At 66.4% G+C, this 25,055-nt stretch carries 20 protein-coding genes and 1 pseudogene; 5 read left to right on the plus strand and 16 right to left on the minus strand.

The features are described 5' to 3' along the window. The 5 genes from flgA to ACE3Q6_RS15490 all read left to right on the plus strand — a co-directional run. On the plus strand, positions 1 to 471 hold a 471-nt coding region (gene flgA / locus ACE3Q6_RS15470), incomplete at its 5' end, for a flagellar basal body P-ring formation chaperone FlgA (protein ID WP_374434219.1). Positions 472 to 479: 8 nt separating this feature from the next. After that, positions 480 to 1,238, plus strand: coding sequence for a flagellar basal body L-ring protein FlgH (locus ACE3Q6_RS15475; RefSeq protein ID WP_374434221.1), 759 nt, complete (start codon positions 480 to 482; stop codon positions 1,236 to 1,238). A gap of 14 nt (positions 1,239 to 1,252) precedes the next feature. Continuing rightward, positions 1,253 to 1,729: a hypothetical protein gene (locus tag ACE3Q6_RS15480; protein WP_374434223.1), complete on the plus strand. Its 477-nt coding sequence runs from the start codon at positions 1,253 to 1,255 to the stop codon at positions 1,727 to 1,729. Between the two features lie 351 nt (positions 1,730 to 2,080). Next, positions 2,081 to 5,194: a PAS domain S-box protein gene (locus tag ACE3Q6_RS15485; RefSeq protein WP_374434225.1), complete on the plus strand. Its 3,114-nt coding sequence runs from the start codon at positions 2,081 to 2,083 to the stop codon at positions 5,192 to 5,194. Then, complete coding sequence (locus ACE3Q6_RS15490; RefSeq protein WP_374434227.1) at positions 5,187 to 5,576, plus strand: response regulator; 390 nt, start codon at positions 5,187 to 5,189, stop codon at positions 5,574 to 5,576. The genes ACE3Q6_RS15485 and ACE3Q6_RS15490 overlap by 8 nt, the downstream gene beginning before the upstream one ends. A 443-nt stretch (positions 5,577 to 6,019) precedes the next feature. On the opposite strand, the gene arsJ is transcribed toward ACE3Q6_RS15490, so the two are convergent. The 16 genes and pseudogenes from arsJ to ACE3Q6_RS15570 all read right to left on the minus strand — a co-directional run. Next, a complete protein-coding gene (arsJ, locus tag ACE3Q6_RS15495) occupies positions 6,020 to 7,279 on the minus strand; it encodes an organoarsenical effux MFS transporter ArsJ (RefSeq protein WP_374434231.1) in 1,260 nt (419 codons plus the stop codon). A 2-nt stretch (positions 7,280 to 7,281) separates the two neighbouring features. Further along, positions 7,282 to 8,289, minus strand: coding sequence for an ArsJ-associated glyceraldehyde-3-phosphate dehydrogenase (locus ACE3Q6_RS15500; protein WP_374434234.1), 1,008 nt, complete (start codon positions 8,287 to 8,289; stop codon positions 7,282 to 7,284). A gap of 6 nt (positions 8,290 to 8,295) precedes the next feature. Beyond that, entirely contained in the window at positions 8,296 to 9,135 is an 840-nt protein-coding gene (locus ACE3Q6_RS15505) for a metalloregulator ArsR/SmtB family transcription factor (protein WP_374434235.1), read from the minus strand. A 256-nt stretch (positions 9,136 to 9,391) separates the two neighbouring features. Then, positions 9,392 to 9,871 (minus strand): hypothetical protein, encoded by a 480-nt coding sequence (locus ACE3Q6_RS15510; RefSeq protein WP_374434238.1) that lies wholly within the window; start codon positions 9,869 to 9,871, stop codon positions 9,392 to 9,394. 446 nt (positions 9,872 to 10,317) lie between these two features. Beyond that, positions 10,318 to 10,464: pseudogene (locus ACE3Q6_RS15515) on the minus strand (3-oxoadipyl-CoA thiolase); the annotation flags it as partial. 143 nt (positions 10,465 to 10,607) lie between these two features. Then, complete coding sequence (locus ACE3Q6_RS15520) at positions 10,608 to 13,253, minus strand: molybdopterin-dependent oxidoreductase (RefSeq protein ID WP_374434240.1); 2,646 nt, start codon at positions 13,251 to 13,253, stop codon at positions 10,608 to 10,610. Continuing rightward, positions 13,250 to 13,585 carry a nitrite reductase small subunit NirD gene (gene nirD / locus ACE3Q6_RS15525; RefSeq protein ID WP_374434242.1) on the minus strand — a complete coding sequence of 112 codons (336 nt, stop codon included), beginning with the start codon at positions 13,583 to 13,585 and terminating at the stop codon, positions 13,250 to 13,252. The genes ACE3Q6_RS15520 and nirD overlap by 4 nt, the downstream gene beginning before the upstream one ends. After that, positions 13,582 to 16,005 (minus strand): nitrite reductase large subunit NirB, encoded by a 2,424-nt coding sequence (nirB, locus tag ACE3Q6_RS15530; protein WP_374434244.1) that lies wholly within the window; start codon positions 16,003 to 16,005, stop codon positions 13,582 to 13,584. The genes nirD and nirB overlap by 4 nt, the downstream gene beginning before the upstream one ends. Further along, positions 16,002 to 17,642, minus strand: coding sequence for an ABC transporter ATP-binding protein (locus ACE3Q6_RS15535; protein ID WP_374434246.1), 1,641 nt, complete (start codon positions 17,640 to 17,642; stop codon positions 16,002 to 16,004). Before ACE3Q6_RS15535 ends, nirB begins: the two co-directional genes overlap by 4 nt. 4 nt (positions 17,643 to 17,646) lie before the next feature. Further along, positions 17,647 to 18,729 (minus strand): ABC transporter permease, encoded by a 1,083-nt coding sequence (locus ACE3Q6_RS15540; protein WP_374434248.1) that lies wholly within the window; start codon positions 18,727 to 18,729, stop codon positions 17,647 to 17,649. A gap of 12 nt (positions 18,730 to 18,741) precedes the next feature. After that, positions 18,742 to 20,091 (minus strand): CmpA/NrtA family ABC transporter substrate-binding protein, encoded by a 1,350-nt coding sequence (locus tag ACE3Q6_RS15545; RefSeq protein WP_374434250.1) that lies wholly within the window; start codon positions 20,089 to 20,091, stop codon positions 18,742 to 18,744. Between the two features lie 267 nt (positions 20,092 to 20,358). Further along, complete coding sequence (locus tag ACE3Q6_RS15550; protein WP_374434252.1) at positions 20,359 to 21,525, minus strand: ABC transporter substrate-binding protein; 1,167 nt, start codon at positions 21,523 to 21,525, stop codon at positions 20,359 to 20,361. Further along, positions 21,522 to 22,106 carry an ANTAR domain-containing response regulator gene (locus ACE3Q6_RS15555; RefSeq protein ID WP_374434254.1) on the minus strand — a complete coding sequence of 195 codons (585 nt, stop codon included), beginning with the start codon at positions 22,104 to 22,106 and terminating at the stop codon, positions 21,522 to 21,524. Before ACE3Q6_RS15555 ends, ACE3Q6_RS15550 begins: the two co-directional genes overlap by 4 nt. Before the next feature lie 227 nt (positions 22,107 to 22,333). Then, on the minus strand, positions 22,334 to 22,993 hold the full coding sequence (locus ACE3Q6_RS15560; protein ID WP_374434256.1) for a flagellar hook assembly protein FlgD: 660 nt from the start codon (positions 22,991 to 22,993) through the stop codon (positions 22,334 to 22,336). A gap of 10 nt (positions 22,994 to 23,003) precedes the next feature. Beyond that, positions 23,004 to 24,470: a hypothetical protein gene (locus ACE3Q6_RS15565; RefSeq protein ID WP_374434258.1), complete on the minus strand. Its 1,467-nt coding sequence runs from the start codon at positions 24,468 to 24,470 to the stop codon at positions 23,004 to 23,006. After that, the coding region (locus ACE3Q6_RS15570; protein WP_374434261.1) for a sigma factor at positions 24,467 to 25,055 on the minus strand (589 nt) is incomplete at its 5' end. The genes ACE3Q6_RS15570 and ACE3Q6_RS15565, both read right to left, overlap by 4 nt.

The following is a 25,055-nucleotide window of genomic DNA, read 5'->3' on the forward strand; positions in this document are numbered from 1 at the left end:
TTCATGCTGGATCCGCGCGCCGGGGCCTTCGCGGCGCGGCTGGTTCTGCCCGACGGCACGCGCCTTGGACTGCGCGGGCAGGCGGTGGTGACGGTGCCCGCAATGGTCCCCCTGCGCCGCCTGGAGCCGGGCGAGGTGATCGCAGAGGCGGACCTTGCTGCCGCCGATGTCCCCCTGGCCAGCTTGCCCAATGCCGCCCTGCGCCTGTCCGAAGAGCTTGTGGGCAAGGAGGTGCAGCGCGCGCTTCTGCCCGACCGGCCCGTCCCGTCCGCCTCGGTGCGCGAACCCCGCGCCGTGCGCCGCGGCGAGCAGGTCAGGATCGCCTTCAGCGGCGACGGGATCACGCTCAGCGCCCCGGGCCGCGCCTTGCAGGACGGCATCCTTGGCCAGGAAATCCGGGTCGTGAACCTTGCCTCCAGCCGCACCATCACCGCCATTGCCGCCGGTGCCGGTCAGGTCACCGTCAAATGAGTCCACCGATGCAACCCGCCCGTCTTCTTCTGCTGTCCCTTCCTGTCCTGTCCGGCCTTGCGGCCTGCGCCGACTACCGCGACGCACGCGACCCGCAGCTCTCCAGCATGGTGCTGGACGGCGAGACCATGCCCGAGGCCTTCGTCCGGGTGCCGCAGCCTGCCGCCGAGCCCGCCCACGTGCCGAAACGTGCCGAGGCCGCATCGCTCTGGCGTCCTGAGGCGCAGGGCTTCTTCGACGACAACCGCGCCACGACCGTGGGCGACATCCTGACCGTCATCATCGAGATCGACGACGAAGCCCAGCTCAAGAACGAATCCAAGCGGTCGCGGGCCTCGGGGAACGCGGTGGACGGGTCAACCTTCCTTGGCTACGAGACCAAGCTGGACGAGGTCCTTCCTGGCATCGACGCCGAGGACCTGCCCGAAGGGCCGCTGGTCGACCTGTCCGCCAACAGCTCTTCGCGCGGATCGGGGTCCATCCAGCGCAACGAGAAGATCCGGCTGCGTGTCGCGGCGATCGTGCTGCAGGAACTGGCGGGCGGGAACCTGGTCATCGCCGGCCGGCAAGAGGTGCGCGTCAACAACGAACTGCGCGAGTTGCGGATCGCGGGGATCATCCGCCGGGTCGACATCGACATGCGGAACGCCATTCCCTACGACCGCATTGCCGAGGCCCGCATCTCCTACGGCGGGAAGGGCCAGCTTTCTCGTGTCCAGCAACCCCGCTACGGCGAGGATGCGCTGGATGTGATCCTTCCCTACTGACGGCGGCGACGCGGATGAGCAAGGCCGACCCCAGCGGACCGGCGCCGGGCGGGCGCAGACGTGGCAAACTGGTCCTTGCTGCCATCCTGCTTATGGCCGCGGGGGGCGGCTTTGCGCTTGGGATGGCCAAGGCACCCCTTCTCGCGCCCGACGAGACGCCGGGGGCGGCCGAGCTTGTCGAGCTGTCCGCCGGGACATTTGCCTTGCCCGGCCAGGGCGGGAAGCTGCAGTTCGTCGAAGTCACCGTCTCGATCCGGCCCGAGGAAGCCCCGGACGGCGCCGTGCCCTTGCACGACGCGGTCCTCCTTCTGCTGGCCGAGGCATCGGACTTGCCGCTCGTGCAGGATGGCCGCAACTCCTTGCCCGAACTTGAGAAGGTGGTGATGGCGATGGCCCCCGCCTCGGCGCCCTGGCTGGCGGCACTGCACCTTGCGCCGTCCGACGGGCGTTCGCGCGCGGTCGCTGCTACGGAGGCGGCCGGGGGCCACTAGCCGAGCGAGCATCTTTGCGGGACCTCTGTCTGGCTCCTGCCTGGGAACGAGCAGACGTGAAGCGCCCGCGTTCAGCGATAGGAAGAACAGGCCGAGCGTAGTGTACTGGTGGTGATCGGGCCGTCGTTGGTGACGTAATGCAGGGGCATCCTGGTCTTGCGAAAACAGCGGTTTGGCTCCTACAGCCGACTTCTGTTGAGCTCACTGGGGTCGGCAGCCCTGTCGCTTGCTCAGGTTTGAATTTGTTCACCGATTAACCAAACTTAAGCCACTTTCCGTCCGCAACGTCGTGCAGCCGGAAGACAGTTCTGTGGCAGCATGATGCGATCCAAGCTTGAAATCTGCGTTGCGATGGCCGTGCTGGCCTTCTGCGGCAATTATCTCAGCCTAGATCTGTTCGGAACGGTCTCTCTGGTCTTCGGATCGATCTTCACGCTCATCACATTGCAGATGGTCGGACTGCCGCTTGCGCTGGTCGTCGCAGGGGTTGGAACCTCTTACACCCTGTTCGCCTGGGGGCATCCTTACGCGATCCTGATTTTCGGTGCGGAAGTTGCCTTCGTCGCCCTCCTGTCCCGAAGGATGAGCAATCTTGCACTGGCTGATGCGCTTTACTGGGTTACCGTCGGATTTCCTCTTGTCCTGATCACCTACAGCGGGCTGATGGACATCTCCCTCTCGTCGGCTGCATTCATCGGGCTGAAGCAGGCCGTCAACGGCATCCTGAATTCGGTTGTTGCCGGTCTTGCCGTCGGGTTTCTGCCGACCTTGTTTCCGGTCCTGCGGCAACACCTTCCCAAGGTGTCCTTCGACGCGTTGCTGTTCCACATTCTCGCCTTTGTCGCCCTGACCACGTCCCTCGCCCTTACCGTTGCAGAGAGCCGGACGGATTACCGTCGTCACGTCGGGCAATTGGCGGCCTTTCTTGAAGCGGTCGGCCTGCAATCACGGGAAAGCGTTGCCTCGGGCAGCATTGGTGAAGAGACGCTGCTTGTGTCGCTGAGCCCGATGTTGGGAATCACGACCGGGGTGGTCCCTTTGGCATCGCATCTCTCGATCGCGGCAGTCGACAGCCAAGGGGGGTATTCTGATCTTCTGGGCAGGACACGCAGTCTGGAGGCCACTGGACGGTCGGTTCAGGTTGCCGGTGGGCTGTGGCGTTGGTCACCCGAGGGCGCGATGCCGGAACTGCTGCGGTCTAATGCGAGCGTCTATTTCGTCACGCTTGGAGGTAGGCCGGGCGAGGATGATCTTCGCGTAGAACTGTCGGCCGAGCCGGTCATCGAGGCGCTGGAAGCATCTGGTCGGCGGAACTTGCTTCTCTTGGCCGGTGCCATGGTCTTCGTGCTTCTCGCGTCGAAATTCTTTGTCAGGCTGCTTACCCAGCCGTTGATCCGGCTTGCCTCGGCCACGGAAGGGCTGCCGCGACTGATCGCCTCGCAGGGCTTGGCTCCCGATCTGCCGCCGAGTTCGGTGCTCGAGTATGATCGGCTGGCAAGGTCGTTTCAGGAGATGGCGGTGGAACTGCGGCACATCTTCCGGGAGCGTGACGATCTGAACCGCACTCTGGAAGCGCGGGTGGAGGAGCGGACGCGCCAGCTTGGACTCTTGTCCCAGTTGGCGAGGCAGACCACAAACGGCGTTGTGGTGACCGATCTCGAGGGGCGGGTGACCTGGGCGAACGAGGCGTTCGAGGCGATGACCGGCTATACGCTGGCGGAAATGGCCGGACAGGTTCCGGGCCGCATCCTGCAGCGGGAGAGGCCGTCGTCAGATGTCATCCGCAAGATGCAGCAGGGTTTGCTGAACCGGTGCAGCTTTCACGTGGAACTGTTGAACCATGCAAAGGACGGCCGACCGTACTGGATAGAGCTGCGCTGCAACCCTCTTGTGGATGAGAGCGGCGAACCCGTCGGATTCATCGCCATCGAGAACGACATCACCGAACGGGTCAATATTCAAAGGGCGCTGCAGGAGTCACACGAGAGGCTTCAACTGGCCACGGAAGTTGCCGAAATGGGCATCTGGGCAGTGGATGTCGAAACCGGACAGATCGAATGGAACGAGCGCAACCGCCGACTGCATGGGATCGAGGCGGATCGGGACGTCGCGACGGCTTGGCTGGAACGCGTGCATCCCGAGGACGCGGACCGGGTCAATGCTCTGTTCGGGGACCTGATGCAGGGCAAGGCCAACACCACGCGTTTCGAGTTCCGGCTGAACCATCCGGATCGGGGACCAAGGGTGCTGTCCTCCATCGCCCGTGCGGTTCGCGAGCGGGACCGCGTCATCCGCATCACCGGGGTGACGCGCGACATAACGCATGAACGGCAGGCCAGCGACCAATTGCGCCGGGCCGCCCAGCACACGGAGGCTATCCTCAACAACGTCGTGGATGCCATCATCGCGATAGACACAGAGGGTCGCATCACATCGTGCAACAGGGCTGCAGAGCGGATCTTCGGCTATTCCGCGCAGCAAATGATCAGAAAGAGCATTTCCATGCTCATGCCGGCGGACCATGCCGCGCAGCATGACCGATACATCCGGTCCTATCTGGACGGTGCCCCGGCGCGCATGATGGGACGGGTCGGGAAGTTGGAGGCGGTGCGCGCGAATGGCGAGGTCTTTCCCATCGAACTGGCCATCACGGAAGTCGAGGCCGGGGACGGGCGCTTCTTCATGGGCATCATCCGCGACGTGACGGAGCGCGAGCAGGTGGAACGGATGCAGTCGGAGTTCCTGGCGACGGTGAACCATGAGCTTCGCACCCCGCTCACGTCGATCCGCGGAACTCTTGCCCTGTTGCAGAACCAGGTGGTCGGAGAACTGGATGCGAACGGAGAGCGGATCGTCGCCGCCGCGTTGAAGAACGCCGAACAGCTTGGCCGGATGGTCGAGGAGATGCTGGACCTCGAACGCATGAGGCAGGGGAGGTTGGAGATCAGGCCCGCCCCGCAGTCGGTCGGGGAACTGGTCGTCCAGTCCATCGAACTCAACCGTGTGCTGGCGGAAACCTCCGATATCCGGTTGGTCAACGAAGCCTCGGATGCACCGGGCGCGATGATCCACGTGGACGGGGCCCGGGTGATACAGATCCTGACCAACTATATTTCCAATGCGGTGAAGTTCTCCGAGCGTGGTCAGACCGTGCAGATCCGCAGCGCAGTGCGTGACGGCAGGGCGAGGGTCAGCGTGATAGACAACGGACCCGGCATCCCGAAGGACAAGCACGACATCCTGTTCCAGAAGTTTGCCCAACTCGACACAAGCGACTCCCGACGGCATCGGGGCGCGGGGCTCGGGCTTGCGATCAACCGGGAACTGGCGACGCGCATGGGGGGCACCGTCGGCCTGATCTCGCAAGAAGGGAGTGGATCGGAATTCTGGGTCGAGTTTCCGTGCATGGCCGCAGGGGCCATGCAGGCTCCGGTCGTCGACGAACTCGAGGCCCACCGTGTCTGACCTGCGCCGCGTCCTATTCGTCGAGGATCAGCCGGCCATCTTCGCCATCCTCGAACTGGCCCTGCGGAAGGTCGGTGGGTTCGAGACCTACGGCTTTGCCACGGGCGGCGACGCCGTGGCACAGGCTGCCCTGATCCGGCCCCAGCTGTTCCTGCTGGATGTGATGATGCCTGACCTGGACGGGCCTGCGACGCTTGCCCTGCTTCGTAAGGTGGAGGGGCTTGCTGACGTGCCGGCGGTGTTCCTGACAGCAAAGGTGGAACAGACCCAAGCTGACAGGCTTCTCGCCCTTGGCGCGATGGCGGTTCTTTTCAAGCCGTTCGATCCGATGACTTTGGCAGGTCAAATACAGGACATTTGGGCGGGTGCTCTGTCCGTGTGACCTGTATACGCAGGGGCCGACCTTCCAAGCCGGAACGTGGCGGTGGCCGCGTGGGCGGCGGCGTTGCCTGGAACAAGGGCTGGATCATCGGTCAGAAACGCCGCTCCTGCCCCAGCACGTTTGGTCTACCCGGGTCCGCCTCGAGATGGCGGGCGACCCGCGCGACCTCTCGCTGTTCAAAATGACCGTGCATAGCAAGCTTCGGGGGCTGCGATCTCTTCGCCCTGCGGGTCCGGGACGTGTTCCCCGCCGGACGGGTCAAGGAACGCGCTCGATGATCCAGAGCAAGACGGGCAAGGCGATCCGCTTCGAGATCAACGAAACCACCCGACCGTCGTACCATGCGCCGGTCGGCCTCCGCGGTCATTGGCGGGCCTGCACACCTGCGTGTCGAGCCCACTTTTGTTGGAGGCACAATCGGAGTACCGGGCGTCGCTTTCCCCTCATACCGCCACTAGGCGGCGTGCCGACAGCCAGCTTGCGGCAGCCATGATCCCAACCGTGGCTAGGCAGAGCGGCAGCCCGCCGATTTGGTAGCTCAGGCCCGAAAGCAGCGTCCCGATCAATCGCCCCGCGGCGTTGGCCATATAGTAGAAGCCCACATCCCGGGTAATCCGTTCAGCCGAGCCGAAGGCGAGGATCAGGTAGGAGTGGACGGATGAGTTCACGGCGAAGACGAAGCCGAAGGCGAGCAACCCCGCGATCAGGGTGAGGGTCAGTTCCGCCGTCGCTTCGCCCACGAGGTAAGCGGCGAGGGCGAGAGCGAAGGGGATCGGCACCAGCGCCCTCGCCCATAAGATGGCGCGGCGGGTCGTGGCTTCTTCCGACTGCCCTTTGGGGCCGATCAGGCGGGGAGCTGCGGCCTGTACGGCACCATAGGCGATGATCCACAGCGCCATGAACCCCCCGACGAGGAAGAAGGCCTCGCGCCGTCCCTCGGCGGTGCCGTCCGAAAAGATGGATTGGAAATAGACCGGGATGCCGACGACGAACCAGACATCCCGCGCGCCGAAGAGAAAGAGGCGCGCAAGGCTGAGGCGGTTCACGCGGGGGTCTTTCGACCGCCAGCCGCCCCATGCCTCGTCAGCCTTCAGCCTGCCCGGCAGGCCCGCGGGCAGGAACAGCACCACCGCCAGCAGGATGATCGCCAGCACGGTGGCCATTCCCCAGACAGCCGCTTGGAACCCCGCCAGGGCGAGGAGCGCTGCGCCGAGGAAGAAGCCGGCGCCCTTGACCGCGTTCTTCGACCCCGTGAGCAGTGCGACCCAGCGAAAAAGCCCGCCGTCCTCTTTCGGGGCCAGCAGTTTCACTGCAGATTTGGAGGACATCTTCGCAAGGTCCTTTGCCACGCCAGACACGCCTTGCACGGCCATGACGAAGGCGACCGAGGCCGGGATGGACCATGCGGGATCAAGTTGCGCCAGTGCCACCAGCGCCCCGATCTGGAGCGCGAGGCCGCCGTAAAGCGTGGCGGCGAGGCCAAAGCGCGCGGCCAGCCAGCCAGCGGCGAGGTTGGTCACCATCCCCGCAAGTTCATAGAGGAGAAACAGCCACGCGAGCTGCACCGGGGTGAAGCCCAGCTGGTTGAAGTGCAAGAGCACCAGCATCCGCAGCGCGCCGTCGGAGAGCATGAAGGCCCAGTAGGCTGCCGTTACCGCAGCATAGGCGCGGATCGGATCGGGCGTTGCGGGGTCCGGGGACATCGTCAGATCGACCCCGCCACCATGCGGGCGATGTCGGCAAGGCGGCAGGCATAGCCCCATTCGTTGTCATACCACGCATACACCTTCACCTGCGTGCCGCCCGTGACCATCGTCGACGGCGCGTCGATGATCGACGAGCGCGGGTCGTTGGTGAAGTCGGAGGAGACGAGGGGGCGCGTCTCGTAGCCGAGGATGCCTTTCAGCGGCCCTTCGGCGGCGGCGGCGAAGAGGGCGTTGACTTCCTGTGCGGTCGTCGCCCGCTCTACTTCGAACACGCAGTCGGTGAGGGATGCGTTCAGGAGCGGGACCCGCACGGCGTGGCCGTTCAGGCGGCCCTTGAGTTCCGGGTAGATGAGGGTAATGGCCGTGGCCGATCCGGTGGTCGTGGGGATCAGGTTCATCAGCGCCGAGCGTGCGCGGCGCATGTCCTTGGCGGGGCGGTCCACGATGGTCTGGGTGTTGGTCACGTCATGGATCGTGGTGATCGATCCGTGCCGGATGCGAAGCGCTTCATGGATCACCTTCACCACCGGGGCGAGGCAGTTCGTGGTGCAGGAGGCGGCGGTCACGAGGGTTTGCGAGCCGTCATAGAGGTGATGGTTGACCCCGTAGACGATGTTCAGCGCGCCGCCATCCTTGACCGGGGCAGAGACGACGACCTTCTTCACGCCCGCCGCGAAATAGGGTGCTACCTTGGCCGCCGTCTTGAAAACGCCTGTGCAGTCCATCACCAAGTCGACGCCGAGTTCGGCCAGTGGAAGCGCCTCGATTGTCTTTTCATGGGTCAGGCGGATGGTCTGGCCGTTCAGGACGAGCGCGTCTCCGGCTGCGGCGACTGGGGTCCTCCAGCGTCCGTGGACCGAGTCGAATTCCATCAGCAGGGCATGTTGTTCGGTGTCCCCCACGGGGTCGTTCAGCAACACGATCTCGCCCCCCGCGCCCGTGTCGATCAGGTCACGCAGGACGAGTTTGCCGATGCGGCCAAGGCCGTTCAGGGCGATACGGGTCATGTCGGGTCAACCCTTTAGGTCAGACGCGCCGGTGCCGATGGCATCCACGCGGGATTGCAGGGAGATGCGGTTCAGGTCCGCGAAGGGCAGTTCGACGAAGGCCGCGATGCGGCGGCGCAGGGCGGTATAGGTCTGGGCGAAGACCAGAGCCTTTTCGGCCTCGGTGCCGGTGGCCTTGACCGGATCGGGCAGGCCCCAATGGCCGGTGATGGGCTGGCCGGGCCATGGCGGGCATTCCTCGGCGGCGGCCGTGTCGCAGACGGTAAAGACGAAATCCATCACCGGGCTGTCCGGCTGCTGGAATTCCGAGATGTGCTTGGACCGCATGTCGCCGGTGGCATGGCCGTTGCGCTCCAGCACATCCAGCGCGAAGGGGTTCAGGGACGTGTTGGGGCGCGTTCCAGCCGAGAAGGCTGCGAACCGTTCCTTCCCCAGATCGCGCAGGATCGCCTCGGCAAAGATCGAACGGGCGGAGTTGCCCGAACACAGGAACAGCACGTTGAAGCTGGACGGCATGTCATCCTCTCGAACGGTATTCAGAACCGGGGAAAGCAATTCTGGCCGCGCCCGCCAAATGTCGAGGGTGAGATAGGCCACCAAAGCCTCGGCTCGCGCCAGATCGACCGAATAGAAGAGCGACCGTCCGTCCCGTTCGACCTGCACCAAGCCCGACGAGGTCAGGTCAGACAAGTGATGCGATAGCGTGTTCTGCTTCATCGCCAGCGCCTCGGCGATCTCGGTTGGGCGCACGCCTTGCGGGGCGAAGCGCATAATGAGCCGGTAGACTGCGAGGCGGCCGGGATGGCCGAGAGTGGCGAAGGCGCGGGAGGCGGTTTCCATATCCATGTTTCGGGATTTATCGAAATATGGACGGATGGCAAGTGAAGGTTTCATGACATGAACCGTCAAGCGGCCAGGTGGCCGGTCACGCGCCGGGAGGGATCGTTGCCTTTGAACGGCGCGACGCGCGTTCATCGTGGCGTCGGCGATCAGATCTTCAATCCGCGCGAAATCCGTTGGCCGATGTTCGGGCAGAAGGTGTACGACGCGATGCTTGTTCGAAGTCGTGAAGGTGGTTGGGTAGGGATACATATGTGATCCTTCATTGTTCATTTGAGAGCGACGCCTGCCGCGCCTCAGCCGCTTCGATCTGAAGGCGAGACTGGATTGAGAGGACCTGGGCATACTCAGCGCCGGCAACGCAGCCCAAGACTGAAGTTGTCAACTCCGGGCAGCAGACAAAGCCATTCGATGTGTGACAGGGACAGTCACGCGCCGTGCGCCGCGCGCCGACGAAGCGTGTCGGGCGTTCGAGGCCAGCAAGCGCGGCCTCCTCTCGGTTCAGCAGCTGAACTTCCTGTCCGGCGTCGTGGGTGCATCGCGATGATGTGCCGTAGGCGAGGACGGCACAACGGCGTCCCCGCTTGCGAACGATATCCAGAACAAGACAGGGGCGGGCTTTCGGTTTTGCCGCGTCGTCAGTCGGGAACCGGAAGCTGACGATGTCGCCATAGGTGAGCGTGAGCGTCCAAGGCAGGACGACGTGCGCAGCATTGGCAAAGTGCTGAGGTGCGAACTGCATGTTGGGGATCTCCCTTTCGGTGATCCGCGCCGGCTCTGTTCGATCTCCTGGAACATCTGTCTGGATCGGGCCGCGCGGCAAACTTTGCGCGCGGCCCGATCCAGACAGATGATCCCTAACCCTGACTTCGCTTTCTAAACAGTTGATCCTGTTGCGAAGGGCTATCCCATGCAGCCAATGCGCAAAAGGCTGGATTAGGGGAGGCCTGTTCGCACACCTAAAGCACGGATAAGCAAGGTTATGTTACACCGCCGCAAACAGCGACCGTTCCGACCCATGCCCGTGACGCAAGTCGAAACCATGCCGCTTCAGTGTGATCTCCGAGTACACATGCTGATCGATCAAGAAGCGAAGTCGGACCAAATCGGTCTTTGGTGGCACGCGGATATTCGGACGCGCTCAGATTGTCGGGCTTCCTTCAGGTCGTCCAGAGGCGTGGCTTACGGTCACACCCGTTGCAGCGCCACGGCGATGCCTTGTCCCACGCCGATACACATGGTCGACAGCGACCGCCGCCCCTGCGTGAGCGAAAGTTCCAGCGCCGCCCTCCCGGTGATCCGCGCCCCCGTCATGCCCAAGGGATGGCCCAGGGCGGCAACTTTGGCGTCGGATCTTCTCCAGGACGGGCGCCGGAAGGCACTCTCCCGATCTCACTCACCGTCACCCCTCGCCCCCCGACCTTTCCCTCTAAGGAACGATCCTGCCGGTGTTCTCCTGTGGGCGTCACCTTCCCGCTTCACTCTGCGGCCTGCCTGCATCGGAACTGCGTGATCAGCCCGGCCAGTTCCGGTCGGCACGATCCGCAAGAGGTTCCTGCCCCCAGCGCCTCGCCCAAGGCGGCCACCGTCACCGCGCGCCCGGTTGCGATAGCCTCACAAATGGTGTTGCGCCCGACATTCAGACAGGCGCAGACCGTAGGCCCAGGGTCGGCAACATCGCCGCGCGCGCGTCCCGCCAGTGCATCCCTGGCGTCACCCGCACCCAGAAGCGCAATCACCATGTCGCGCGCCAGCGCGACCGGCTTTGGCCCGACGAACAGGGCTGCGACCAGACGCCCGTTTCTGTGGAAGGCGACACGCGACAGCCCGCGGGCCCGATCCATCACCGAGACCGCTTCGGCGTCGTCCAGCCCGAACAGCCTGCGCGCCTGGGCCACCGCGTCGGCCAGTGCGTCGGTCCCGGCCAGCTCGGCGCGCCAGCCACCGCGTACCCGCGCCTTGGCCCAATAGGTGCTGTCCGGGGTGAAATCCCCGGTCGACACCGCAAATCCGTACCAACGCGCCGGAAACTTGCGCAGGGCGACCATGCTTGCCTTGCTGTCCGGCTGGCCGGACACCGGGTCCGGATTGGCCGCGACCAGAGCGTCGATCCTTCCCGTCGGGGCCGTCTCTCCGGTCCAGTGGATCGGGGCGAAGGGCTGTCCCGGCGCCACGCGGTCCGTCACCAGGACCCGAAGGATGGCCCGCCCAAGGTCATTCGTCACCTCCACCAAATCGGCAGCGACCAGACCCAACCGATCGGCATCGGCGGGGTGAAGCTCCAGGAACGGCTCGGCGAGGTGGGACGACAAGCGCGGGCACTTGGCCGTGCGGGTCATCGTGTGCCACTGGTCACGGATGCGGCCGGTGTTCAGCCGGAACCCCTCGGCGCGCGGCGCGGCAGGTGGCTGGACCGCCAGCATCCGGCCCTTGCCGTCTGGTGTGTGGAACCTGCCGCCGCCGAAGAACCGACCACCACTTTGCCGGGCATTGGCAGGCCAGGCGAAGGGAGCGAGGGCCGCATAACCCGCCGCGTCGATCCCTGCGTGGTCCGAGATGTCGAAATCGCTGCCCAGGCTGCCCGCCACGCCAGACAGGGCGGCGTATTCGGCGAAGACCGCGGCCGTGTTCTCCCACCCGAACGCCTGCAGCCAACCCATACGTCCCGCCACATTCGCCAGGATGCGCCAGTCGGCCCGCGCCTGTCCGGGCGGCGGCAACACGGCGCGCTGGCGACTGATGCGGCGCTCGGAATTGGTGACGGTCCCGTCCTTTTCCGCCCAGGCGGCAGCGGGGAGGAGGACATGCGCCAGACGGGCGGTGTCCGTCTCGGCAGTCACGTCCTGTACCACGACGAAGGGGCAGGATTGCAGGGCCTTCGCCACCAGGTCCGCCTCGGGCATGGAAACGACGGGATTGGTGTGGATGATCCAGATCGCCTTGATCCGCCCCTCCCCCACCGCGCGGAACATGTCGACGGCCTTCAGCCCGGGCTTGTCGGCGATGCCCGGAGATTGCCAGAACCCCTGCACGGCGGCGCGGTGAGCCGGGTTCTCGATCTCCAGGTGGCAGGCGAGCATGTTGGCCAGCCCCCCGACTTCACGTCCACCCATCGCGTTCGGCTGGCCGGTCACGCTGAACGGCCCCATGCCGGGGCGGCCGATGCGGCCGGTGGCGAGGTGACAGTTCAGGATCGCATTGACCTTGTCGGTCCCGTGGGAGGACTGGTTCACGCCTTGGGAGTAGACGGTGACGACCTTCTCGGTGCGGGTCCAGAGGTCGAGAAAATCCTGCAGCTCCTTGGGCGAGAGGCCCGTCGCGGAGGGATCTGTGGCCCGGGCCGTGGCAAAGGCGGCCTCGGCGCCGGAGACATGGGTCAGGAACGCCGGGTCGGTGCAGCTCCGGCGTTCGATCTCGGCCAAGAGGGTGTTGAAGAGGGCGATGTCGCTCCCCGGAGCCATTTGCAGGTGAAGGTCGGCGAGTTCGCAGGTGGCGGTGCGGCGGGGATCGACGACGACGACTTTCAGCTCCGGACGCGCGGCCTTGGCGGCGGTCAGGCGCTGGTAAAGGACCGGGTGGCACCAGGCGAGGTTGCTACCTACCAGCACGACAAGATCGGCCAGCTCCAGGTCCTCGTACTGACCCGGCACCGTGTCCGAGCCAAAGGCCCTGCGATGCCCCGCGACTGACGAGGCCATGCAAAGGCGCGAATTGGTGTCGATATTTGCCGTGCCCCAGAAACCCTTCGCCAGCTTGTTGGCGACGTAATAGTCCTCGGTCAGGAGCTGGCCCGAGACGTAGAGGGCGACCGAGTCGGGCCCATGGTCGGCGATGGTCTTTGCGAAGCGTTTCGCCACCACGTCCAGCGCCGCGTCCCAGGGCACCTCCTGCCCGAAGACGCGGGGTTTCAGGAGCCGGCCTTCCAGGCCCACCGTCTCACCCAGGGCGGACCCCTTGGAACAGAGCCGGCCGAAGTTGGCGGGGTGGTTAGGGTCGCCCCTCACCGACAGACCGCCCTTGCCGTCGGGGGTCAGGATCACGCCGCAGCCCACGCCGCAGTAGGGGCAGGTGGAACGGACGCCTGTTTCCCCAGCGCGGGGAAAGCTTTGCGGCAGGACCGTCATGCCGCCGACCGGCGTTGCAGGAAGCTTGCGTCGAGGAAGACGCGCCCCCCTTCGGTCCGGGCGGCAAAGGTCCGGACTTGCCCGGAATCGGCGCCCTGCGCCTGCCCGGTGGCAAGGTCGAAGACCCAGGCGTGCAGCGGACAGGTGACTTGGGTGCCGTGGACGATGCCTTCCGAGAGGGGGCCGCCCTTGTGGGGACACCGGTCCTCGAGCGCGAAGACCTGGTCATCGGCGGTGCGGAAGATGGCCACGCAGCCCGCTTGGGTCCTCACCACCCGCGCGCCCTGGCGGGGAATGTCGTCAAGCGCGGCGATGTCGATCATCATGGTCATTCGGCGGCCCTCAGCGTCAGGTCGGCAACGGGCGCCCAATCAGCCGGGCGCTCGGCATGTTCGGCCCAGGGGTCGGTCTGGTAGACGGACTGGGACAGGAGGAAGCGGTCGTAGAGCGCGCGGCGGGTAACCGGGTCCGTGATCTGCGCGCGGCACCAGTCGAGGCCGACCTTGGCCACCCATTTGTAGACCCGGTGCAGGTAGCGCGCATTCTCGCGGTAAAGCTGGGTGAAGGCCGCGATGACCTCCATCGCTTCCTCCTCGGTGGGGACGGTGACCAGAAGCTCGGTCTCCTTCACGTCCATCCCGGCGGCGCCGGCGACGCTGATCTGGTAGCCACTGTCCACGCAGACCACGCCGATGTCCTTGCAGGTCGCCTCGGCGCAGTTGCGGGGGCAGCCGCTGACCGCCAGCTTCACCTTGGCAGGCGTCCACGAGCCCCAGAGGAGCTTCTCCAGCTTGATCCCAAGCCCCGTGGAATCCTGCGTACCGAAACGGCAGAACTCGGACCCCACGCAGGTCTTCACGGTTCGAAGGCCCTTGGCATAGGCGTGACCCGAGACCATGCCCGCGTCGTTGAGGTCGGCCCAGATGGCCGGAAGGTCCTCTTTCCGGACGCCCAGGAGGTCGATGCGTTGGCCGCCGGTCACCTTGACCATCGGCACGGCGTATTTCTCTGCCGCATCAGCGATGGCGCGCAGTTCGGCAGGCGTCGTGACCCCGCCCCACATCCGGGGAACGACGGAGTAGGTGCCGTCCTTCTGGATGTTGGCGTGGTTCCTTTCGTTGACGAAGCGGGATTGCCGGTCGTCGCAGTAGTCGAGCGGCCAGTCGGACAGGAGATAGTAGTTCAGCGCCGGACGGCACGAGGCGCAGCCGCCGGGGGTCTTCCAGCCAAGTTCCTGCATCACCGCGGGGATGGACTTCAGGCCCTGGGCCTTGATCATCCGGCGCACGTCCTCGTGCGTGTGGTCGGTGCACTTGCACATTGGCGGGTTGGCGTTGGCCTGGAAGCTGTCGCCCAGCGTCAGGGCCATGACCTTTTCGACCAGCCCGGTGCAGGTGCCGCAGGAGGCGCTGGCCTTGGTGGCCGTGCGCACGGCGTCCAGAGTTTGCGCGCCGCCCTCGACGGCGGCAGTGATCTTGCCTTTGCAGACGCCGTTGCAGCCACAGATCTCCGCCTCAGGCGGCAAGGCTGCAACGGCTGCCAGAGGGTCCCCGCTGGTCCCTCCCGCCGCAAAGGCCGGGCCGAAGATGAGGACGTCGCGGATGGCGCTGACGTCCTCGCCCGTCTTGATCTTGTCGAAGAACCAGGCGCCATCGGCGGTGTCGCCGTACATCACCGCGCCGATGAGCCGGTCGCCTTCAAGGACCAGCCGCTTGTAGACCCCGCGGCCCGGATCGCGGAAGACGATGTCCTCGCGTCCTGGCGCCTCGGCGAAGTCGCCCGCGCTGAAGAGGTCGACTCCGGTGACCTTGAGCTTGGTTGCGGTCTGGACGGGGCGGAAGGCAGCGTCCTGCCCCATGAGGGTGGCGGCAAGCACCTTGGCCTGGTCGTAAAGCGGGGCGACGAGGCCGAAGAGTTGCTTGTTGTGCTCGACACATTCCCCGAGCGCGTAGATCGCCGGGTCACTGGTGCGCAGCTGGTCGTCGACCAACACGCCGCGTCCGATTTCCAGATGCGCGTCGGTCGCGAGCCGCACCTCCGGCCGGATGCCCACGGCCATGCAGACAAGGTCGGCGTCATAGACCGTGCCATCTTCCAGAAGCACGGCTTCGACCCTGTCCTTGCCGAGGATCGCCTTCGTCGCGCCCTTGCAGTGGATCCGGATGCCGCGGCGTTCCAGGTCCTTCTGCAAGAGGTAGCTGGCCGAGGGGTCGAGCTGGCGTTCCATCAGGTGACCCATGAGGTGGATGACGGTCACCTCCGCCCCGCGCGCGGCCATGCCGGCGGCGGCCTCCAGCCCCAGAAGCCCGCCGCCGATCACCACGGCCTTCGCGCCGGGTTTCGAGGCCGCGATCATCGCGTTGGTGTCTTCCAGATCGCGGTAGGTGCAGACGCCCGGAAGCTCTTTCCCGGCCACCGGGATGATGAACGGGGCGCTGCCCGTGGCGATCACCAAAGCGTCGTAGGGCGTCTCGCCGCCCTTGGAGACGACGATTTTCCGGTCCCGGTCGATCTTCGTCACGTGTTCGCCGAACCTGCACTCCACCCCATGCGCTGCGTACCAGGCGTCGTCGTGGGTGACGATCTGTTCGTATGTCTTTTCGCCCGAGAGAACCGGCGAAAGCATCAGGCGGTTGTAGTTCCCCCGCGGCTCGCCGTTGAAGAGGGTGACCTGACCCGCGAACCCCGCCTCGAACAGATGCTCCAGCATCCGGCCAGAGGCCATCCCGGCCCCGATGACAACCAGTCTCATGCCGCTTTCCTTCCCTTGGCGCCGTGTTCGTACTCCTCCAGGAAGTCCAGAACCTCGGCGCGGTAGTGCCAGTAGTCGGGGTGGTCCAGGAGGGCCCGGCGGGTGCGGGGGCGGGGAAGCTTGACCTCGGTCACCTTGCCGATGGTGGCCTCGGGCCCGTTGGTCATCATCACCACGCGGTCGGCCAGCAGGATCGCCTCGTCCACGTCATGGGTGACGCAGATCGCGGTGACCTGGGTGCGCGACCAGACCTCCATCAGGACTTCCTGCAACTCCCAACGGGTCAGGCTGTCGAGCATGCCGAAGGGTTCGTCGAGGAGGAGGAGCTTCGGTGACAGGGCGAAGGCCCGGGCGATGCCGACGCGCTGCTTCATGCCGTTGGAAAGCTCGGCGGCGGGCTTGTGCATGGCGTCGGCAAGGCCCACACGTTCGAGGTAGTATTCCACCACGTCCTGGCGTTCTCCTTGCGTGGCCTTGGGGTAGACCCGGTCCACGCCGATGGCGACGTTCTCGCGCGCCGTCAGCCAGGGGAACAGCGAAGGCGACTGGAAGACCACGGCACGTTCGGGGTCCGCGCCTTCGACGTGCAACCCGTCCAGCTTGATCGCGCCCTTCGAGATGTCGTTCAGCCCGGCGGCCATGGTCAGGACCGTGGACTTGCCGCAACCGGAATGGCCGATCAGGCTGATGAACTCGCCCTTCTTCAGCGTCAGGTTGAAGTCCTTGACGACCGTCAGCGGTCCCTTGGGCGTGGCGTAGACCTTGTGGAGTTGCGAGAACTGCAGGTAGCGGTCGTCGGTGAAGCTCTTCGCGGCCTCGGCATAGGCCCGCGGCAGGGCGTGGCGGGGGGTGACGGCCGGAAGCTGGCGAGAGCCTTCGACCTTTCCCCGGATGCCCACGTCCATCAGGTAGGCCGTGACATCCGCGCGCAACGCCTTGAAGGCGGGGTCGTCGTTCATTGCCCCCCGGTCGCGCGGGCGGGGCAGGTCGACCTTGAACATCGCGCCCAAGGTGCCGTCCGGGTTCAGGCAGAGGATGCGGTCCGCCAGCACCAACGCCTCGTCCACGTCGTTCGTCACCAGGACCACCGTGCGCTTCTCGGCGGCCCAGATCGCCTCGATCTCGGAGGCGACATTGGCACGGGTCAGGGCGTCGAGGGCCGAGAGCGGTTCGTCCATCAAAAGCACGTCGGGCTGCATCGCCAGGGCGCGGGCCACGGCGACGCGCTGGCGCATGCCGCCGGAAAGCTCGGCCGGGCGGCGGTCGGCGGCGTGGGAGAGGCCGACCATGGCGATGTACTTCGCCACCAGCGCGGTGCGTTCGGCCTTCGTGCCCTTCGACACCGCGTCCACCGCCAGGGCAATGTTCCCGGCCACGGTCAGCCAGGGCATCAGGGCGTAGGACTGGAAGACCAGCCCCCGCTCCGGCCCCGGGCCGGTGACGGGCTGGCCGCGGAACAGGACTTCACCGGCATCGGGCAGTTCCAGCCCGGCGAGAAGGTTGATGAGCGTGGTCTTGCCGGTGCCGGAAAAGCCCAGGACGGCCAGGAACTCGCCCTCTTCCACGGTCAGGTCCAGCCGTTTCAGCACCGGGCTGCCGTAACCCTTCGAGACGCCCTTCAGCTCCAGGATTCCCATGACGTCACCGCTTTCCGCTGAAGGTGAAGGCTTGCTGGAGGGCGAACATCACCCGGTCCAAAAGGAAGCCGATGATCCCGATGGTGAAGACCGCGACCATGATCCGGGCGAGGCTGTCCGAGCTGCCATTCTGGAACTCGTCCCAGACGAACTTTCCAAGGCCCGGGTTCTGCGCCAGCATTTCGGCGGCGATCAGGACCATCCAGCCCACGCCCAAGCTTAGCCGCAGCCCGGTGAAGATCAGCGGCAGGGCCGAGGGGAGGACGAGGCGGGTAATCCGGGTCCAGGTGGTAAGCTTCAGCACGCGGCCGACGTTCACTAGGTCCTTGTCGATGCTGGCGACGCCCAGGGCCGTGTTGATGAGCGTGGGCCAGAGCGAGCACAGCGTCACCGTCACGGCTGAGATGACGAAGCTTTTCGACCCGTCACCGGCGTAAAGCGCCGAGACGACCATCGTCACAATGGGCAGCCAGGCCAGCGGCGAGACGGGCTTGAAGATCTGCACCAGCGGGTTGATCGCCGCATTGGCCGTGGCCGACATGCCCGACAGGATGCCCAGAGGCACGGCCACCAGCGTCGCCAGGAGGAAGCCGAAGAACACCGTCTGGATCGAGGTCAGGATCTGCTGATAGTAGGTGGGCTTGCCGGTATAGGGCCGGTCCTTCACCTCGTCCGCCTTGCCTTCGGCGATCAGGGCCGCGTTCTTCTCGGCCTGCTTGGCGTAGAAGGCCGCTTCCTTCTCGCGCTCGGCCACCGCGTCGGCGTGCAACACGCCCACCTGCTCCCACACCTGGGCCGGGCCGGGGATCGCGCCGAGCGAGGTCACCACCTTGGGCGCAAGGACGGCCCAAAGCGCGAGGAAACCCAGGATCGCCAGCATCGGCACGATGGCCAGTCGCCAGAGGTCACCAAGCTGGCCTTTCGGGTTCTCCCCGGCCAGCATCCGCCAGAGCGGCGTCAGCCAGGCGAGACCCAGCACCTTGAACCAGGGGTCGCAGCGGGAGATCAGGGCGGAGAGCCGGGCCTCGCGGGCGGCCCGCAGGGGAGCGGGCTCTTCCGGGAGGGCGGCGGGATCGAGCATCGTCATCGGCGCGGCCCCTCAGTTCGTCGCGTCGGCGACGGTCTGGTCGCCTTTCAGCCCGATGGTCAGGCTGTCGATGTAGGCGTTGGGGGCCTTGCCGTCGTAGGTGACGCCGTCGATGAAGTCCGCGGTGGGCTCGCGGTAGCCATCGGCGTCGAAGTCGAACATGTCCGCCGTCGCCTTGCCCTCGGCGATCAGGGCCTCGGCGGCCAGCTTGTAGATTTCGGGCTTGTAGACCGACTTCGCGGTCTCGTCGTACCAGGCGTCGGGCTTTCCTTCCGCGATCTGGCCCCAGCGGCGCATCTGGGTCAGGGTCCAGACCGCGTCCGAGTAGTAGGGGAAGGTCGCGTTGTAACGGAAGAAGACGTTGAAATCGGGCGCGGGGCGCTTGTCGCCCTTCTCGAACTCGAAGGTTCCGGTCATGGAGTTGGCGATGACAGCCGCGTCGGCGCCGACGTATTCGGGGCGGGAGAGGATTTCCACGGCTTCGGCCCGGTTCGCGTTGTCACCTTCGTCCAGCCAGATCGCCGCGCGGATCAGCGCCTTGGTCAGCGCCAGCGTGGTCTGCGGGTTCTCCTCCACGAACGCGGCGGTCAGACCAAAGACCTTCTCGGGGTTGTTCTTCCAGATGTCGTAGTCGGTGATCACCGGCACGCCGATGCCCTTGGCGACGGCGGCCTGGTTCCAGGGCTCGCCCACCGCGTAGCCAAGGATCGTCCCGGCTTCCAGCGTCGCCGGCATCTGCGGCGGCGGCGTGACCGAGATCAGCACCTCGCCGCCGATCTGGCCCGAAACATCGTCGGGGGTGTAGAAGCCTGGATTGATCCCGCCGGCGGCCAACCAGTATCGAAGCTCGTAGTTGTGCGTCGAGACGGGGAAGACCATGCCCAGGTTGAAGGGCGTGCCTTCATCGGCATAGGCCTCGACCACCGGTTTCAGCGCCTCGGCCTTGATTGGATGGACCGGCTTGCCGTCCGACATCGGGACATTCGCCTTCATCGCCTCCCAGACCTCGTTCGACACGGTGATCGCATTGCCGTTCAGGTCCATCGAGAAGGGAGTCACCAGGGCCGCCTTGGTGCCATAGCCGATGCTGGCGGCGATGGGCTGGCCGGCGAGCATGTGCGCGCCGTCGAGTTCGCCCGAGACGACGCCGTCCAGAAGCACCTTCCAGTTCGACTGCGCGACCAGGGTCACGGCTAGGCCTTCCTCCTCGAAGAACCCCTTCTCCTTGGCGATGGCCAAGGGGGCCATGTCGGTGAGCTTGATGAAGCCGAGCGTCAGGTCCGGCTTCTCGATGCCGGGGGTTTCGGCATGTGCGGGCAGGGAAAGGGCAGTGGTCAGAAGCAGGGCGGACAGGCGTGTCATGGCTTCGGTTCCTTCGTGAACGTGGCTGTGCAGGTTTCGCAGGGCCAGAAATGGAAAAGCCGCCAGACCCTTCGTCATCCTGACGACGGATCGAGCGGCATTGCTCGGCTTTCCCGATTTGGTGGGACAGGCGCAGTGAGACCCCGTTGCCTCGGCGCTTGAGATGAGGATGCCACGCTGCATTGCGGCGTCAACTCGGCAGTAGCGTCTCAACTGCGCTGGGGGGCGAAGATTTCCGGACGCTGCATTGCGGCGCCCAAGTTTTCATCACGCTGGCGTACCCGGGTCGAAGACTTGTGCGTCGAAGAAACGATCCGGCGGCAGAATCAGCTTGCCGCGCGACGAGGCCACCGGAGTGGGCCGATCAAGCGTTCCTTCGACCTTGGCGCTGGCCGCCGGTAGATCGGCCCCCGCCGGTCCTAGATGCAGACGGTAAAGGTCGCTGCGAAACACACTTGCCGCGATCGTCTCGGCCGCTTCCGGATCAAGCCCATGCCGCCGCGCCAGCCGCGCCCCGATCCAGGCGGCCTGACTGCGCCAGGGAAACCCCGCGGCACCGGCATGGAACCGAAGGAAGCCAGGCACCACCCGGTCCTCACCCGTGGCCGATATCACCAGACGCCCTGTCAGGCTGCGTTCGATCACTTCGGCCGAAACCTCCAGCCGACCCGGTTGCGCCAGGATTTCAGAGGCAACAGAGTGGTTCTTCGCCGTGTCCAGCCAGCGCCCGGCCCGCCAGACCGATCGGAGAAGCCGACCCGCAAGGTCCGGCTCGGCCTCGGCCCAGCCCGCCCGCACCGCCAGCACTTTTTCCGGAGCCGAGGCCCAGATCGCGCTGGTCGGCAGTAGAAGTTGCCCCGCGTTGCGCCCCACCGCCACCGAACCGCGCGGCTCGCCCACGCAGAAAGCATCGACCTCACCCGCGGCCAGTGCGTCGGGCATCAGGGGCGGCGGCACCGTGATGATCTGCAACCCGCCCGGCAAGGGCAGGCCCAACCCCTCAAGCCAGTAGTCCACCAACTCGCGATGCATCGAGAAGGCGAAAGGCACACCGATCCGAAGCCCCTGCCCCGCCGCCGCCAGCATCGCCCGGCCCGCCGCCCGGGCATCGGTGAGGGCAAAGTCATGGTCCTGCATCCGCCCGGCCAGCACATGCGACACGCCAATCGCATTGCCGTTCAGGTTCAGGACCGACAGTGCCTCGAAGCGCGCCGGTCCGCCAAGGCCCAGGGCCAGCGCTATCGGAAGCGGTGCCAGCATCTGCGCCGCCGCAACCTGACCGATAGCCAGCAGGTCGCGCAGTGCTGCCCAACTGGGTGCGGCCACCAACTCCAGCGCAAGGCCCTCCTCCTCGGCGAAACCCATCGCCTCGGCCACGATAAGGGGGGCGGCATCGACCAGTGGCAGAAAGCCCAGGCGCAGCGTCTCGGTCATTTCAGAAGCTCCGCCGCCGTGACCAGTGCCTGGGCCACCTCGGCCAGCTTCCTGCCCTGGTCCATCGCGGCCTTCCGCATCAGCGCATAGGCCTCGTCCTCGCCGATGCCCTTGGCCCGCATGACGATGCCCTTCGCCCGGTCGATGACTTTGCGCTCTTCCAATGCGCGTCGGGTCTCGGCCAGCTCTACCCGCATCTTCTGCATCAGGTGGAACCGCGCGATGGCCGCGTCCAGGACCGGCTTGATGCGCCTGGCGCTCAGCCCCGCCACAACATAGGCCGACACACCCGCTTCGATCGCCGCCTTGGTCAACGCCACGTCGCTTTCGTCGACGAACATTGCCACCGGCCGCTGCAGCGGCGCGCTGGCCAGGGCCAGCTCCTCGATGGCGTCCCGCGACGGGTTGCCCGCGTCGATCAGCACCAGGTCCGGGTTGCGTTCGGCTATGTTCCGCGCCAGGCCAAACTCGTCGGCGATGACCAGGACCTCATGGTCACCCGCTTCGCGCAGCCCGTCCACGATAGTCAGGGCCCGCTCGCGGTCCTTCTCGACGACGATGATCGACAATCGCTTGGTCATGCGCTTGCCCATCATCCGGGCCGCCCGCTGCGCAAGTCCGTCCGCCGTAAGGACCCCCCTGCCCTACCGCTTTGCCCGGTTTTCCAGCGCGCCCCGAAGGCTGCGCGCAGAAATCAGGCATCTGCATCATCCCTGGCTTGACTTGGCTTCTTGCCCCAGGTGACCCCACCTTTCCAGGATGAGGCCGGCTTGCGAAAGCATCTGACGAGTATGCCTCAGCCATCCCCTCAGTCGATGCGCAGGATCTGGTCGCTGGTGACGGACCCGCCCCCGTCCAGGTCCAGGTACTGCTGGCCCGCCCGGAAGCTGACCGAGACCACCCGGAAGCTGGCATAGGTGTTGTAGCCGCCCGCGGCCTCCTCGGTCGCCAGCGCCACCGTGTAGCGCCCGGGCGGCAGGGGATTGCCCTCGGCGTCGGTTCCGTCCCAGGTCAGCTCCACCAGCTCTCCGGCCGTTCCGGGAAGACCGTCCAGCTGCCGGACCGGGTTCCCCGCGGCGTCGCTGATGATGGCGCTGACCGTGGTTGAAGACGCCCCAAGCTCATAGCTGAAGGACGCCCCCTCCTCGGTCAGCTCGATGTCCTCTGACGGCACCGTGACCCGCCGCCCGATCAGCGAGGACTCGGACAGGGCCGCGCTCAGCGCCAGCTGTGACCGCAGGGCCTCCATCTGGTCGTTCATCTTCAGCGACTGCTCCACCCCCGTCAGCGTGGCAAGCTGGGCGATGAAATCGGTGCCTTCCACGGGGTTCAACGGGTCCTGATAGCGGACCTGGGTCACCAGAAGATTCAGGAAATTCTGATAGTTGTCAGACAACCCGTCCGACGTGTCCTTTCCAAGCGCAGCCGTGGGCGAGGCGGTCGGGGCGGTGGTTACGGTCAGCGACATGCTTTTTCCCTCACGTCAGGATGTTCACGCGGTCGGCGCGCAGGACCACGGCCGGTGCAGCGACCTGCGCCTCGGCCGGATCCGGGTCGGTATCGGCCTCGCGGCCAGTGGAGCCGGGTGCCTGCGGCCCGGGCCCGCGATGGTCGGGTCCGGGATGGAACAGGTCCATCGACAGCGACCCCGACGCGCCCCCCTGCGCCGCGCTGACCGCCTGCGCCACCGCGTCGCGCTCGTGCCGCAGGGCATCCAGCACCACCGCGTTCTGGACCCGGAGGGCAATGTCCATGGCCCCGTCGCCGCGGTCCTGCACGGCGACCTCGATCAGTCCCAACCCGCTTGGGTTCAGGCGGACCACGGTTTCCCGATCAGCCGACGGCAGGGGCAGAACCCGGTCCAGCACCGCCTGCACCAGCGGAGAGACGGGGGGCGCGGCAGTCGCCGTCACGATGGCAGGCAAGGCCGCCCGGGGGACGGCGGCTGGCTGAGGGAGGGGCGACAGGTTTTCCGGCGGCTGCGGGTCGGGGCCCGGAGGCAGCGGCGCGTCGCTCGTCACCGGCCGTTCCGATGGCCCCGTCTCGGGCCCGGCCCGCAATCCGTGCGGTTGATGCCCGGCCAAATCGGCGCTCAGGGATCGCTGGCCTGACCGGGTCAGAAGGCGCTGGAACCCCTCGGTCTTCTGGATCTCGGGCCCGAGAGGATCGGCGGTCGCATTGCGGACCGGGGACCGCTCCGGACGGCGAGGAAGCTCCAACTCACGCGGGTCTGCCTTCAACGCGGGGCTTTCCGGAACCGCCGCCGCTGCCGCGGCAGGGGCCGGCGTTTCGGTTGCGGGCGGCGGAGCGGGGGCTGCATCCCCTGCCGCGTCGGGCGAAACCGGCAGGCCGGTCGCGGGGGGCGGGATTGGCAGCGCTTGCGATCCATCCGAAGGAACATCCGGTTCGGGCGTTTCCATCCGGTTGGGCAGGGAGGGCGGCTGGAGTGACACCGCCTCGCTTCGGTCATCTGCCTCCGCAACCATCGGGTCGCGCGGGGCAACCTGGGGTGCCTCGGACGCTTGGGCAAAGGGACCGTCCACGCCGGAAAGCTCGGGCGGATGCGCGGCCAGGGTCAGTGGTGCGGCCGACTTGGGAATTCCGGTCACCGCCTCTGGTGCGACGATGGCCCCCTGCCCGGCCAGGGCAGGGCCGCCGTCAGACGGCAGCGCGGGCGGCAAAGGGGCAGGCGGCACGGCAGCGGGTAGGACCAACGGGTCGCCGAGAAGCGGCGCAAGCAAGGCCGTATCCTCCTCACCCTCGGGGCCGGACGTCTCGGGATCGACGTCCGGCGCTGCCGCTTCCGATCCCTCAACCTCCGCGACACCGGGCGGCGGGACGGCATCCACAAGCGCTGCAAAGCGAGTGTCCTGTCCCTGCCCCACGGCCCCCACGACCGCCGGTCGGGCCCCAAGCGGAATTGCGGCGACCCCGTCCAGGATCATGGCGCGCCCGCCTCGGCCGAGGTTACGCCGCGCAGCATCAGCTGGGTCCGCAACCGCGCCAGCGCGCGGGCTTCCAACCTGGGCCCCGCATCCGCCGCCGCGCGCCGGACAGGACCGGCAGTCCCCCCGTCCCGTCGCCTCTCGACCAGGGCGCGGTCAGTTTCCGACAGGGCCGCCAGCGCACTTTCCAGCGCCGTCCCGCGCCTGCGCTCGGCCTCGGCGCGGATCAGCGCCCCTTCGCCGCTGTCGCTCTCGCATTGCAGTTCCGGAGCCTCTTCCCCATCCAGCCGCTCGGGACGGCTGGCGGACCGGAACAAGAGTGCGTCCAGCTCGGACGCCTTGCCCTCGCGCAGCGACCGCAGGTGGTGCATCGGCACCGACAGGATGCAGGTTTCGCGGAAATAGGCCTGCCGCATCGCCGCCCGCACGAAGGGCCGCGCATAGGCAAAGAACGGCACGTCGGCGCGTGGCTCATAGCCGTCCAGACAGCGGATAAGCGCCAGCATCCCCTCGGAAACCAGGTCCTCCTGCAGCGCCGGGATCCGAGACCAGGACCGGGCCATTCCCCGCACCCGGTCCCAATGC

This window comes from Tabrizicola sp., assembly GCF_041913445.1.
In the GTDB taxonomy this organism is placed as follows: domain Bacteria; phylum Pseudomonadota; class Alphaproteobacteria; order Rhodobacterales; family Rhodobacteraceae; genus Tabrizicola.